General features: G+C 41.6%; 14 protein-coding genes. 11 read left to right on the top strand and 3 right to left on the bottom strand.

The window, feature by feature from the left end; genetic code table 11:
- The first annotated feature begins 418 nt into the window (after nucleotides 1–418).
- Together NQ488_10045 and NQ488_10040 are read left to right on the top strand one after the other, a co-directional pair.
- A complete protein-coding gene (locus NQ488_10045; GenBank protein ID UWN94916.1) occupies nucleotides 419–1,909 on the top strand; it encodes a putative DNA modification/repair radical SAM protein in 1,491 nt (496 codons plus the stop codon).
- Nucleotides 1,891–2,655 (top strand): TIGR03915 family putative DNA repair protein, encoded by a 765-nt coding sequence (locus tag NQ488_10040; protein UWN94915.1) that lies wholly within the window; start codon nucleotides 1,891–1,893, stop codon nucleotides 2,653–2,655. Before NQ488_10045 ends, NQ488_10040 begins: the two co-directional genes overlap by 19 nt.
- Nucleotides 2,656–2,667: 12 nt before the next feature.
- Here the strand turns inward: NQ488_10040 and metE are convergent, their stop codons facing one another.
- Both metE and NQ488_10030 read right to left on the bottom strand, forming a co-directional pair.
- Complete coding sequence (metE, locus tag NQ488_10035) at nucleotides 2,668–4,950, bottom strand: 5-methyltetrahydropteroyltriglutamate--homocysteine S-methyltransferase (protein ID UWN94914.1); 2,283 nt, start codon at nucleotides 4,948–4,950, stop codon at nucleotides 2,668–2,670.
- A 241-nt stretch (nucleotides 4,951–5,191) separates the two neighbouring features.
- Entirely contained in the window at nucleotides 5,192–6,091 is a 900-nt protein-coding gene (locus NQ488_10030; protein UWN94913.1) for a LysR family transcriptional regulator, read from the bottom strand.
- A 152-nt stretch (nucleotides 6,092–6,243) separates the two neighbouring features.
- Here NQ488_10030 and NQ488_10025 point away from each other — a divergent pair, with 152 nt between their 5' ends.
- Together NQ488_10025 and NQ488_10020 are read left to right on the top strand one after the other, a co-directional pair.
- Nucleotides 6,244–6,789 carry a hypothetical protein gene (locus NQ488_10025; protein UWN94912.1) on the top strand — a complete coding sequence of 182 codons (546 nt, stop codon included), beginning with the start codon at nucleotides 6,244–6,246 and terminating at the stop codon, nucleotides 6,787–6,789.
- A gap of 28 nt (nucleotides 6,790–6,817) precedes the next feature.
- A complete protein-coding gene (locus NQ488_10020; GenBank protein ID UWN97142.1) occupies nucleotides 6,818–7,945 on the top strand; it encodes an ATPase in 1,128 nt (375 codons plus the stop codon).
- Nucleotides 7,946–8,037: 92 nt separating this feature from the next.
- Here the strand turns inward: NQ488_10020 and NQ488_10015 are convergent, their stop codons facing one another.
- On the bottom strand, nucleotides 8,038–8,400 hold the full coding sequence (locus NQ488_10015) for an amidohydrolase family protein (protein ID UWN94911.1): 363 nt from the start codon (nucleotides 8,398–8,400) through the stop codon (nucleotides 8,038–8,040).
- A 123-nt stretch (nucleotides 8,401–8,523) separates the two neighbouring features.
- On the opposite strand from NQ488_10015, the gene NQ488_10010 reads away from it, so the two are divergent.
- The 7 genes from NQ488_10010 (at nucleotide 8,524) to NQ488_09980 (ending at nucleotide 14,237) form a co-directional block, all read left to right on the top strand.
- On the top strand, nucleotides 8,524–9,042 hold the full coding sequence (locus NQ488_10010; GenBank protein UWN94910.1) for a histidinol-phosphate aminotransferase family protein: 519 nt from the start codon (nucleotides 8,524–8,526) through the stop codon (nucleotides 9,040–9,042).
- Between the two features lie 427 nt (nucleotides 9,043–9,469).
- The gene (locus tag NQ488_10005; GenBank protein UWN94909.1) at nucleotides 9,470–10,060 is read left to right on the top strand and encodes a DUF3793 family protein; all 591 of its coding nucleotides are present in this window, start codon (nucleotides 9,470–9,472) and stop codon (nucleotides 10,058–10,060) included.
- Between the two features lie 29 nt (nucleotides 10,061–10,089).
- Nucleotides 10,090–10,521, top strand: a complete 432-nt coding sequence (locus NQ488_10000; protein UWN94908.1) for a flavodoxin — start codon at nucleotides 10,090–10,092, stop codon at nucleotides 10,519–10,521.
- A gap of 3 nt (nucleotides 10,522–10,524) precedes the next feature.
- The gene (locus NQ488_09995; protein UWN94907.1) at nucleotides 10,525–11,316 is read left to right on the top strand and encodes a ZIP family metal transporter; all 792 of its coding nucleotides are present in this window, start codon (nucleotides 10,525–10,527) and stop codon (nucleotides 11,314–11,316) included.
- A gap of 198 nt (nucleotides 11,317–11,514) precedes the next feature.
- The gene (cysK, locus tag NQ488_09990) at nucleotides 11,515–12,447 is read left to right on the top strand and encodes a cysteine synthase A (GenBank protein UWN94906.1); all 933 of its coding nucleotides are present in this window, start codon (nucleotides 11,515–11,517) and stop codon (nucleotides 12,445–12,447) included.
- 25 nt (nucleotides 12,448–12,472) lie between these two features.
- Complete coding sequence (locus tag NQ488_09985) at nucleotides 12,473–12,907, top strand: Rrf2 family transcriptional regulator (protein ID UWN94905.1); 435 nt, start codon at nucleotides 12,473–12,475, stop codon at nucleotides 12,905–12,907.
- A gap of 16 nt (nucleotides 12,908–12,923) precedes the next feature.
- Nucleotides 12,924–14,237, top strand: a complete 1,314-nt coding sequence (locus tag NQ488_09980; protein UWN94904.1) for an O-acetylhomoserine aminocarboxypropyltransferase/cysteine synthase — start codon at nucleotides 12,924–12,926, stop codon at nucleotides 14,235–14,237.
- Nucleotides 14,238–14,340 lie beyond the last annotated feature (103 nt).

Below are 14,340 nucleotides of genomic sequence, written 5' to 3'. Positions count from 1 at the left end.
TTGGTGACCTGAAAACTGCAATTGGTGCCAAAAGCAACACAAGAGCAAAAATTTCTGCTATAGTATATAAAGCTGTTGCAGGCATGATGCAATGGCTGACGCTTTTCTGTGATTTTAGCGGATCCTGACAGGCGTTAATACATTACTGAAGATTCATAGAATACAAAAGATAAATTTCCGTGAAAAGAATATATTCAGTCTGCAAATAACAAATCTTTTTAGTCTTTTTAGTAATCCCAAAATGTAGGTCCAAAATGTAAAATAATGGCAAACAAATATTCGCATTAATATTGACAAAACCATAGCACTGCGTTAATATTACTTTATAAAGAACAGATATTCGATTACCTGAGTTTGGATAATATGCATATAACAGATTTTGCAAATATTTGTTTTGAATCATGAAACGGAGCGTAATATGGTAATACAGGAACAATTGTCATTACAACAAAAGCTGGAGATATTGTCAGATGCAGCTAAGTATGATGTGGCATGTACATCCAGCGGAGTTGACAGGAAGAACAACGGCATGGGCATAGGTAATGCGGCTGCATGTGGAATATGCCACAGTTTTTCGTCTGATGGGAGATGCATCTCTTTGCTGAAGATACTGCTTACCAATGAGTGTATATACGACTGCCGGTACTGTATCAATCGTTCATCTAATGATGTTGTAAGGGCAGCTTTTACCCCTGAAGAGATATGTACACTTACCATGCAGTTTTACAGACGTAATTATATAGAAGGGCTTTTCTTAAGCTCAGGAATAATCGGTTCTCCGGATAATACCATGAGACTTATGTGTGAGACCGTAATTATGCTCAGAAGCAGATATAATTTTGGTGGTTATATTCATCTTAAAGGTATCCCGGGTGCCTCACAGGATTACATAGATCTCGCGGGATGGTACGCGGACAGGATGAGTGTTAATCTTGAACTGCCGACGGCAGATGGTCTCAAGCAGCTTGCACCACATAAGAGCAGGAAGAATATTCTTACGCCTATGCGTAGAATACAGAAGCAGATTATAGCCAATGGCAATATATTGCTTGGGGAAGATTCGGCACATTATGGTAAGGCATCATTACATGGCGGGGCAGAAGCATCAGCCGATGTCAGGGCAGAGATGTCTGACAGCATTCTGTCGGAACATGGCGGCATGCTCCATAATATTAATGACATATCACCCGGAGGAGCACTGTCTGTAGTTAAGGGGAGAGGTGCCAATACAAGATATGCACCGGCAGGTCAGAGTACACAGATGATAATAGGCGCAACTGAGGAATCGGATTATCATATAGTCACAGTGGCAGAAGCTCTGTATCAGAAGTTTGATCTTAAGAGAGTATTTTATTCTGCATTTATCAATGTCAATCATGACAGCAGCCTTCCGGCACAGCCTGATGGCGAAGGTGTGCCGCTTCTCAGGGAACACAGACTTTATCAGGCTGACTGGCTTATGCGGTATTATGGATTTAAGTCATATGAACTGTTATCAGAACAGAAGCCTAACTTTAACGTGCTGCTTGACCCTAAGTGTGACTGGGCAATAAGCCATCTTGAGTTGTTTCCGGTAGAGATTAACAGAGCAGATTATTACACACTTCTAAGAGTCCCGGGAATAGGTGTTACATCCGCAAGGAGAATTGTTAAGGCAAGACGTTGTGCCATACTGGGATTCGACGATCTGAAGAAGATGGGAGTTGTGCTTAAGAGGGCACTGTATTTTATAACATGTAATGGCAGAATGATGTACAACACGAGAATAGATGAGGACTATATAACGAATGGACTTATTGGCGTGGAGAAGCTTAATAATTATCAGATAGAGCATCATCATAGTTACCGGCAGCTTTCGCTGTTTGATGATACGATTGGAGACGTTAAGTTATGGCAGAAGAACGCATGATATTCCGTTGTGAGGACAGTGTTGATGGAATATTTACAGCTATATATAAGGCATGGGAATATGGAACATCGAGAAGCAGTGTAGAGCTTAATATATGTGCAACGATGAGGCTTTTTGTACAGTATGCCGATGTTGAGGCAGATTATGGGATTGCTTTAAAAGTAGCTGATACTATAAGGAACAGGCTGTCGGAAGAAGTCTATAACATAGTATGGCGGGCGGCTTTATCAGATGGGGCTGATAAGGCAGAGCATATATACAGATTCTTACGGAAGGGTTTTAGAATGGGAGCATCAGTAATTGATTACAGGCAGGATGAAGATGTGAATGCTGTGTGCAGAATGTCTGAATACGCAGGAAGGGAAGCTCATAAGTATACAGGATTTGTAAGATTTGAAGAGAATGTGAACGGAGTGCTTGTAGCACGGATTGCTCCGAAGAATAATATTGTGCCGCTGATTGCAGATCATTTTGCGGACAGATTAAGACAGGAGAACTGGATTATAGCAGATGTGAACCGGGGATGTGCTGCAATTCATAGGGCATATATGGAACCTGTTATTATGATGGGAATATCAGGTGACAGTATAGCGGCTCTGACAACCGAATCAGCAGATGAGACTGAATTTAAAAAACTGTGGAGCAGTTTTTTAAATTCAGTCTCAATAGAAGAACGCCGCAACAGAAGGCAGCAGATGACAATGATGCCATTAAGATATCGTACATTTATGAGTGCAGAACGATAACGTATATTAATATTATTTCAATTCGTTGCGAAGCTGTCTTGCAGCTTCAACCAGATTGATGAGACTGGCTTTTGTCTCGTACTCTCCACGTGTCTTGAGACCGCAGTCAGGATTTATCCAGAGCTTGTCTGAATCGATTTTTGTAAGCATTTTGTTAACGGCAGCCTTAATCTCTTCAACTGAAGGAATTCTTGGAGAGTGGATGTCATATACACCGGGACCGACTTCAGTCTGGAAGTTATCAGCTTTTAATGCGTCAAGAATCTGAAGATCGGAGCGTGATGCTTCAAATGTTATTACATCAGCATCCATAGCTTCTATTGCCGGAATTATATCTGTGAATTCGCTGTAGCACATATGAGTGTGGATCTGCGTATCAGGCTTCACTCCGCTGTGAACAAGCCTGAAGGCAGGAATTGCCCAGTCAAGATAATCATCATACCAGTCGCTTTTCCTGAGAGGAAGCTTCTCTCTAAGAGCAGCTTCGTCAATCTGGATAATGCGGATACCGTTGGCTTCAAGATCAAGCACTTCATCTCTGATGGCAAGTGCAATCTGCATTGTAGAGTCTTTAAGTGAGATATCTTCTCTTGGAAATGACCAGTTGAGTATTGTAACCGGCCCGGTAAGCATACCCTTCATAGGTTTGCAGGTAAGAGACTGGGCATATACTGACCAATCAACAGTCATAGGCTTTTCTCTTGAGATATCACCCCATATTACAGGGGGCTTAACACAACGTGTACCATAAGACTGTACCCATGCTTTTTCGGTGAATAGGAATCCGTTAAGGCATTCGCCGAAGTATTCAACCATGTCATTACGTTCATATTCGCCATGAACAAGTACATCAAGGCCGATATCTTCCTGAAGCCTGACACATTCAGCTATCTTGCTGCGGTTGAATGCAACATATTCTTCCTTTGATATTCTGCCTTTTTTGTAAGCAGAGCGGTTAGCTTTGACAGCCTTTGTCTGCGGGAAGGAACCTATTGTAGTTGTTGGCAGTACAGGCAGCCTGAAAGTATCTTTCTGAATTTTAAGACGTTCGGCACGCTTTGGAAGACGTGTATACTCATTGTCAGTCACTTCCGTAAGGCGTTTTGCAACAGCCTCATTGCCGCAGTTACGGCCATTGGCGAATAATTCACAATTGGCAGCATATTCAGGAATATCATTATAAGAATCAAGGTCAGCAAGAACCTTTAATTCACGGAGTTCATCAAGCTTTTCCACTGCGAAAGCAAAGTGGCTTGTGTATTCATGACCGAGTATGCTTTCATTAGCCAGTGTGTAAGGTACATGCTGGAGAGAACACGATGTACCGAGAACTATATTATTATTATCACCTGTGAGCTTTTTGAGCAATGTGAGAGTGTCTAAAGTGACGGCATAATGATTTTTCCATATATTTTTTCCGTTGACAAGACCTGCAAAAAGCAGTTTATCAGAAGGAAAGCCATACTTTTCTACTAACGATAATGACTGACGGCCTTCTGCAAAGTCAATACCGATTCCGTCAAAAGGCATTGTTACGGCTTTGCTGTATATATCGCGTATGTCTCCGAAGTATGTCTGCAAGAGAATATTGCAATTCTGCTTATTGGCAAGAATAGAATCATATATTCTGCTGAATAGTTTAATATCAGCATCATTCATATCATGTACAAGGAATGGCTCATCAAACTGGATCCATGATACACCGGCCCCGGAGCATTTGCCAATCAGTTCAATATATGCATTTATAAGATCACCGGCATAATGCTCTGCAGAATATTGTCCTGTATATCTTGCGAGTTTAAGGAATGTATAAGCACCTGTGATTACGACTTTGGCATTAATTCCGGCTTTGCGTGCTTCAAGATAGTCATCAAGAGGTTTTGTGCCTGTAAGCTGTATTGTTGTATCATCATCGATTTCGGGAACGATATAGTGATAATTAGTATTAAACCATTTTTTCATTGCAAGAGCTCTGACATCACCATTAGAGCCCTGATAACCACGTGCCATTGAGAAGTAGGTGTCAAGAACGGAGAGGCCGAGAGCTTTATATCTTGCCGGTATTACATTGAACAAAACTGCGGTGTCAAGGACTGTGTCATAGAATGAAAAGTCATTGCATGGTATATAGTCAATAAGGGCATCTTTTTGTGACTGCCAGTGAGCCCTGCGAAGTGTGCCGGCTGTCTGGCGGAGTTCGGTTTCAGATATCTCATTTCTGAAATATGCTTCTTCTGCAAATTTAAGTTCACGAAGTGAACCGATTCGTGGGTAACCAATAACTGATGTTTTCAATTTTATACTCCTGTCCGGGAATTACATATGTATCCCTGTTATTATTGCCATACGAATCCACGGAGCCTTCATGAATTGTGTTTATATCAGAACTTAATCGGAAGGTCATGAATATCTGCGGCACTTTGTGCCTGCAGAATTGGGATTGGTATGAGTGTTGTCAGAATGTATTATAGATTGAAAACGGATATAAGAAAAATACTTTTGAATTACAGTTTGATATAGAAAAAAGCTATGACAATTACAGGCAGTAACGCTTCAATGCATCAATATATACTTCTCCGAGACGGCTTGGAATGCATTTTTCATGTGTTATGTATCCTATGCGCATATTGCCTTCAGCTTCGAGAGGAATTGCAATAATATCAGCACCGTTGAGTTCTTCATCGATTATTCCGCTGCATACAGTATAGCCGTTAAGACCTATGAGAAGGTTGAATAATGTTGCACGGTCACGTACACGTATGTTTTTTGGACGCTCAACAGAACTGAATATCTCTTCCGAGAAGTAGAATGAATTGTGATCACCCTGCTCGAATGAGAGATAAGGATAAGGCGCAAGTTCATCCATTGTAACTGATTTCCTGCCTGCAAGAGGGTTGTGCCTGCTTATGAATATATGAGGCTGTGCCACAAACAGTTCATTGAAGGCAAGTCCGTTGGCCTTCAGTATCTTGCAAAGAACAGTATCATTGAAGCTGTTAAGATACAGAACCCCGATTTCACTCTTCATCTTGGCTACATCATCTATGATCTCATAAGTCTGGGTCTCACGGATACTAAAGTCATATTCGTCATGACCGAACTGCTTTATCAGATCAACAAAAGCGTTGACAGCGAATGAGTAATGCTGGGTTGATACGCAGAATCTCTGCTTGCCGCCAATGCCATGCTTGTATCGGTCCTCAAGGAGGTTAGCCTGTTCTACAACCTGCCGGGCATAACCTAAGAAGGCTTCGCCGTCCTTTGATACAATGATACCTTTGTTAGTACGGTCGAATATCCTGATGCCCATCTCTTTTTCAAGCTCATGTATTGCATTGGAAAGACTTGGCTGTGATATAAACAGTGCGTTGGCAGCCTCAGTCATAGTTCCAGTCTCAGCTACTGTTATGATATATCTTAACTGCTGTAATGTCATATTGCGTACCGGTCCTTTATCTGAATATTCTGATATAATATGATGGATACAAAAGTCAACAGTATCATTATACAGTATTTTAAAGAATGTTGCATGGAAATCTTGTACATAGTACATCAGATGTGATATTTTATATCAGTATAGGAGCATTTATGGAAGAAAAATATAATTATTATAATGATGATTTTGTAATATGCCGTGCGTCAATGGATGATGCCGGTCTTATATATGACATGATGATGGAAGTGTATTCCGGGCTTGAAGATAAGTCAGTCCTTGTATGCGGTGATATTGACTATGTGAGGCGTAATATTGAAGATACGGGATTTGCACTTATTGCATATCACAAAGAAAGTATGACAATGGAACCGGCAGGAATATTTGTTTTTGAATATCCCGGGGAATCAGAAGATAATCTTGGTAATGATATAGGACTTACTAAGGAAGAACTTTTAAAAGTAGTGCATATGGATACAGTTGTTGTACGGAGTAAGTTCAGGGGGCATCATCTGCAAAAGAGAATGCTTGAAGAAGGCGAACGGCAGATTGATAATAACAGATACAGGTATCTTATGGCAACGGCAGCTCCGTATAACAAACCAAGCCTGAATACATTTTGGGGAAGCGGATACAGAATAATGAAAGTTAAGAAAAAGTATGGCGGGGTGGCAAGAGCCATACTGTTAAAAGAAATCTGAATATATATCAGCAGGAACGGAGAAGATGATGGGAATAACATTAGAAGAATTAAAGAAGCTTGACAAGGATACCTACAGTATAATAGATATCAGGGATGAATCAGACATAGACAGCGGCGCAATGCCGGGAGCAATATGTGTACATGCGGAAGATATCATGGATAATGAGAATATAGATTTTTCAAAAAAGCTTGTCATATGCTGCATGCATGGAAGAATAAGTGAGGATGTGGCTGACGAGCTTAATGAAAAAGGGCTGGATGCCGTAAGTCTTGAAGGCGGGTATATTGCATGGCTGCTTGATGACATAAAGCAGAAGCAGGCAATGGACTTTGCCAAGGATGTGGAACAGAGCATCCGTAAGAAGTTCCGCAAATCAATTTGGTGCAAGTTTACCAAGGCGATTAATCAGTATGAGCTCGTTAAGAAAGGTGACAGAATTGCCGTATGTATATCAGGTGGCAAGGACTCAATGCTGATGGCCAAGCTGTTTCAGGAATTGAAGATTCATAACAAGTTTCCTTTTGAGGTTAAGTTCATAGTAATGGATCCGGGATACAGCCCTGAAAACCGTAAGGTAATAGAGGATAATGCGCGTAATCTCAATATTCCGATTACGATATTTGAATCAGATATATTTGAGTCAGTATATCATATAGAGAAGTCACCATGTTATCTGTGTGCAAGGATGCGAAGAGGACATCTTTACAGTTATGCAAAGGAACTTGGCTGCAACAAGATAGCACTCGGACATCATTATGATGATGTAATTGAGACGATTCTTATGGGAATGCTCTATGGAGCGCAGATACAGACTATGATGCCTAAGCTCCACAGTACGAATTTTGAGGGAATGGAACTGATACGTCCGTTATATCTTGTAAGGGAAGATGATATTAAGGCATGGAGAGACTACAATAACCTGCATTTTATACAGTGTGCATGTAAGTTTACGGACACATGTACAACATGTAATAATAATGAAAACCGTTCCAAGAGAGTTGAAGTCAAGGAACTCATAAGAAGCCTTAAGGAAGTTAATCCATTTGTGGAAGGCAATATATTCAAGAGCGTTGAGAATGTTAATATTGATACAGTTGTCGGATACAAGCAGAAGGGTGTAAGACATCATTTCCTTGATGATTATGATGCATGAGATGAGTAGTAATTATTAAAAGAACATGATAAAAGCCGGACAGAATAATCAATATAAATTAGCAATTGATTATTGCATCCGGCTTTTTATGGTTAAAGTTTGTCTTCCTCCATATATATTGCGTTCATTCCATGAATCTCGTTGAACAGCGGAGCAGCTTTTTCGCCTATAATATCGGCGTGATGCTGTGCATTGGAAACTACTTCCTGTACGTTGAAGGTCACCGGTACGTGTTCCTCCATAAGTATGCGTCCGTCAACAATAACAGTTGCAACTTCATTGCCGCGCGCACTGTATACAAGATTAGGAACCATGTTACGCATAGGAGTTGTGTAGACCGGAGCCATACTTGGAGTGTTTAGGTCAACACATATTATATCCGCATGCTTACCGACTTCAATTGAACCGACAAGCTTGTCAATGCCTATTGCACGTGCACCTTCAATCGTAGCCATTCGTAAGCATTTCCATGCCGGCATAATTGTCGAGCTTTTATATTTTAGCATGATGAGATAAAACGCGGACATCTGTATCCGCGTCCGGTTGTGCTTGCACTTAAGGCAAAAGTGGCAGAATATGTGGGGAAAGAACCGGAATGTGTGACAATGTACTGCGGTGCGGATGCGGCAATACAGACAATATGTGAAACATTTCTCAATCATGATGATGAACTGCTTGTATGTTCGCCAACTTATATGCTTTATTATAAGCTCCCGTTCCGATTCGGTGCAAAGCTTGCCGAAGCACATTCATCAGATGGTGTCAGTACGAACCTTGATGCATTATATAATGCGATTACGGACAAAACAAAGCTGGTTTTTATATGTAACCCTAATAGTCCGACAGGAACGCTGGTTGATAACAGGAAGCTTGATGAATTTGTGGAAAAGCTGCCTCCACATGTAATATGCGTGATAGATGAGGCGTATTATGACTGGATTACAGAGGAAAATTATGAGAGCGCACTCAGGTTTGTAAATGACAGAAATAATGTAATAGTGCTCAGGACATTTTCCAAGATATACGGGATGGCGGGACTGCGTGTGGGCTACAGTGTGGCAAATAAGGATATTACGGCATGTCTCGGATGTATATGAGAGTGACAATAGGGCTGCCGCATCAGAACAGGATATTCCTTGATGCATTAAGGGAAGTGCTTGCCTCACAAGAGAAAAGCTGCTTGATATCTGGAAAGAAAAACTGTCAGTATGTCCGGAACTGGATGTATCATATTACGGCAGAATGAAAATGGACAAGAATAACGCAGCATATTGCATTTGCAACTCCCGAAGCTAAGATAAGGGCAATAGAAATAGCTGCGGACAATCTTATTAACTGGTACAAGGGAACTCCGACGAGCGTAATAATGTAAATTACATATCAAATATTTTTCAATTGCAGGTCAATTTTGCCTGAATTGAGAAATTACTAATAATAGCCGTGTTGACCAAAAGCAGCAATGCGGTTATTATTTAACTGTAAGGTTAGTTATAACTAACTAAAAGACAGAAAGGAGTCCGACACATGAGCAGCGAAGTATATGAGCTTATAAAAAAGCTTAGTCTCAACAATCTGAATACACAGACGGCAATGCAGTGCGCTCCTCTTATTGCGGGGCTTAAAGCATCGAATCTGATGACGATTGACCGTGGATATTACAGGCAGCTTATGCAGATAATAAAAGGAACTAAGATAAGCTGTTATGTACTTGTGATGACAGACACAAGAATTACGATGCTTATGTATAATGAAGAAAAACTGAGAGCGTATCTTGAAAGTGAACATACATCGGAACTTATGAAGAAATTCGGATATGAAGACTGTAAACTTGAAAAGATACTTCCTGTATTCAAAACAAGATACAGAAGATATATTTCCGATAATAAAGATTTTCCACATGAGCTTGGACTTCTCCTTGATTATCCGGCGGAGGATGTGGAAGGCTTTATTGAGAAACGGGGACAGGAGTCATTATATACAGGGTATTGGAAGGTTTATGATAAGCCGGAAGAGAAATGCAGGCTGTTTGACAGCTTTGAAAAAGCAAAACAGGATATCCTTGAGAAAATATCAGGCGGGATGGATATGAGGCAGATTATTGCCGTATATGCATAGATAAAGAAAATTATATGGAGGATTTGAAAATGTCAAAGGTATATGTAATCTACTGGAGCCAGACAGGCAACACACTGGCAATGGCTAACGCCATCGGAGCAGGAATTGAGGAGGCAGGAGCACAGGCGGATGTTCTGGAGGTAGGCTCAGCCAATATCGGTGATATAAAGGATGCAGCCGGATTTGCACTCGGATGCCCTGCAATGGGTGCAGAAGAGCTTGAGGATTCAGAGATGGAACCGTTTGTGAGTGAAGTTGAAAAGATTGCAGCAGGCAAGACAATCGCACTCTTCGGCTCATATGGCTGGGGAGACGGCGAATGGATGAGAACATGGGCAGACAGAATGAAGGCAGCAGGAGCCAATGTTATAGGAGGGGAGAGTGCAATCTGCCAGGAGATGCCGGAAGATGCAGATCTTAAGGTCTGCCGCGAACTTGGCAGCAGTCTTGCAAAGCTTTAATATATGAATTACATTAATGCAGAAGTTATAAAAGGCGTGCTTATACCATTTGCCGGAACAGTACTCGGGTCTGCAAGCGTATTTTTACTTAAAAATGCCATGAATGAGAGAATACAGAAAGCACTTACGGGTTTTGCGGCAGGAGTTATGGTAGCAGCATCAATATGGAGTCTTATAATTCCGGCGATAGAAGCGTCCGGGTCGATGGGAAGACTGGCTTTTGCACCGGCGTTTGCCGGAATATGGGCAGGAATACTTTTTCTGCTTTTGCTGGACCATATCATCCCACATCTGCATATGTACAGCGATGAGGCAGAGGGAATCAGAAGTAAGCTTAAAAAGACAACAATGCTGGTGCTTGCAGTTACAATGCATAACATACCGGAAGGAATGGCAGTAGGAGTTGTCTATGCAGGCTGGGCTGCGGGAAGTACACAGATAGCCCTGACGGGAGCAGTGGTGCTTTCTCTTGGAATTGCAATTCAGAATTTCCCTGAAGGTGCGATAATCTCCCTGCCATTAAAATCAGAAGGAGTAGGAACATGGAAAGCATTTCTGTATGGGGCACTGTCAGGAGTGGTTGAGCCTATAGGAGCTGTTCTTACAATAATTGCGGCAGGGCTGGTCATTCCGGCCCTGCCGTATCTTCTTGGATTCGCTGCCGGGGCAATGTTATATGTCGTGGTAGAAGAGCTGATACCTGAGATGTCGGCAGGCAGGCACAGCAATGCGGCGACCCTTATGTTCGGACTTGGTTTTACTGTAATGATGATGCTTGACGTAGCGCTGGGATGAGCGGAAAAACATTAAAAACTTAATGAAATATTTTTCGTGAAATATTTTTTGAAATAAGTATTGACAAATGCTTTGTACATGGTATAATCCTAAACATAGATTTCATATTAATTCAGTATGAATTATATGAGAATAGGGAAAAGGAATTTCTATATGGTTCATTGAATATTCAGGGGATTGAAAGGAGACAATTATACCATGGGAAAGATTTATGAGAACGTAGCGGAACTTATAGGTAAGACACCACTTTTACATGCTAATAATTTTGAGAAGAAGAGAGGTGTTGAAGCTAACATATTCGCCAAGCTTGAATACTTTAATCCTGCAGGAAGCGTTAAGGACAGAGTAGCACTTGCAATGATTAATGATGCAGAGCAGAGAGGAATCCTTAAGGAAGGTTCGGTTATAATCGAGCCTACAAGCGGTAACACAGGAATCGGGCTTGCTTCAATCGCAGCAGCAAGAGGATACAGAATAATTCTTACAATGCCTGAGACAATGAGCATTGAGAGAAGAAACCTCCTTAAGGCTTATGGTGCAGAGCTTGTTCTTACAGAAGGTTCTAAGGGTATGAAGGGTGCAATTGCTAAGGCTGAAGAACTGGCTAAGGAGACACCTGATTCATTTATACCGGGACAGTTTGTTAATCCTGCCAATCCAGCAGCACATAAGGCTACAACAGGACCTGAGATATGGGAAGATACAGAAGGCAATGTAGACATATTTATCGCAGGTGTAGGTACAGGTGGTACAGTTACAGGTATCGGAGAATTCCTTAAGTCTAAGAATCCTGATATTAAGGTTATAGCAGTAGAACCTGCGGGTTCACCGGTGCTTTCAACAGGCAAGGGCGGCCCTCATATGATTCAGGGAATTGGTGCCGGATTTGTTCCTGATGTACTTAATACCAAGATTTATGATGAAATAGTAACAATTGAGAATGAGGATGCATTTGATGCAGGTCGTGAATTTGCCAAGGCTGAAGGAATACTTGTAGGTATATCTTCGGGAGCAGCACTTCATGCGGCAGAGATAGTTGCGGCGAGACCTGAGAATAAAGGCAGGAATATAGTAGTACTTCTTCCTGATACAGGTGACAGATACCTTTCAACTGCATTGTTCAACCGTTAAACAGATGCAGTGAAGAGGTGAAAGAATGAAGATTTCAACAAGAGGAAGATATGCGCTCAGAATGATGCTTGACCTTGCCGTCAATAATAATGGAGAGCCGATAAGGCTTAAGGATATTTCGAAGAGACAGGGAATATCAGACAAATATCTTGAGCAGATAATATCGATACTTAATAAGGCGGGCTTTGTGCGAAGCATCAGAGGTCCGCAGGGCGGATACATGCTTAACCGTGAGCCGAAGGAATACACTGTGGGAATGATTCTGCGGCTCACGGAGGGCAGTCTTGCCCCTGTAGCGTGTCTTGACTATGAACCGAATGACTGTGAGAGGCGGAATGAATGCGTAACACTGATTCTTTGGGAAAAGCTTAATGACGCGATAAAGAGTGTTGTAGATAATATCACACTTCAGGATCTGGTGCAGTGGCAGATGGAGAAGTCTGATAACTATATAATATAATCTGATTAAAACATTTATGGAGGAGAAAAAGACTATGGCAGATAACAGAAATTACAGATTCGAGACATTACAGCTTCACGTAGGACAGGAGCAGCCTGATCCGGTAACAGATGCAAGAGCTGTACCTATTTACCAGACATCATCATTTGTATTCCGCAATTCACAGCATGCTGCTGACAGATTTGCACTTAAGGATGCAGGTAATATTTATGGAAGACTTACTAACCCTACAGAGGATGTATTCGAGAGAAGAATTGCAGCTCTTGAAGGCGGTGTGGCAGCACTTGCTACAGCATCAGGCGCAGCAGCAGTTACATATACAATCCAGAATCTTGCACTTAGCGGAGACCACATTGTAGCAGCAAAGAATATCTATGGCGGTACATATAACCTTCTTGCACATACTCTTGTTGATTACGGTGTAACAACTACATTCGTAGACCCTACAGATCCGGCTGACTTTGAAGCAGCAATTCAGGACAATACTAAGGCTCTTTATATTGAGACACTTGGCAACCCTAATTCAGAAGTTGTAGATATTGAAGCTGTTGCGGCAATTGCACATGCACATAAGATTCCGCTTGTTATTGATAATACATTCGGTACACCATACCTTATCAGACCAATTGAGCACGGAGCAGATATCGTTGTTCATTCAGCAACCAAGTTCATTGGCGGACATGGAACAACAATCGGTGGAGTTATAGTAGACGGCGGTAAGTTTGACTGGGCAGCTTCAGGTAAGTTCCCACAGCTCACAGAGCCAAACCCAAGCTATCATGGAATCAGCTTTGCACAGGCAGCAGGTCCTGCAGCATTCGTTACAAGAATCCGTGCGATACTTCTTCGTGATACAGGTGCAACGCTTTCACCTCTTCACTCATGGATATTCCTTCAGGGACTTGAGACACTTTCACTCCGTGTTGAGCGTCATGTAGAGAATGCACTTAAGGTTGTACAGTACCTTAACAGCAATCCGCTTGTAGAGAAGGTTAACCATCCTTCAGTGTCAGATGATCCAAAGCAGCAGGAACTTTATAAGAGATATTTCCCTAACGGTGGCGGTTCTATATTTACATTTGAGATTAAGGGCGATGATAATACAGCTAAGAAGTTTATTGATAACCTTCAGTTATTCTCACTTCTTGCTAATGTTGCAGATGTTAAGAGTCTTGTAATCCACCCTGCTTCAACAACACATGCAGAGCTTAACGAGGCAGAACTTGCAGATCAGGGAATTAAGCCTAACACAATCCGCCTCTCAATCGGTACAGAGCATATTGATGATATTATTGAGGACCTTGAGGGCGCTTTCAAAGCTATACAGTAACAGCCGGCACGCAGCCTGTTAATATAGCCCGGAATATTGAATAATTGCCGGTCTCCCCAAAGCATAGTCGTAAGATGAATGCTTTGGGGAGATTTTTGCTTTG

The sequence above is a fragment of the [Bacteroides] pectinophilus genome, from assembly GCA_025146925.1.
Taxonomy (GTDB): domain Bacteria; phylum Bacillota; class Clostridia; order Lachnospirales; family Lachnospiraceae; genus Bacteroides_F; species Bacteroides_F pectinophilus.
Note: the sequence above shows the minus strand (reverse complement) of the source record. Positions and strands in the feature narration are given on the sequence as shown.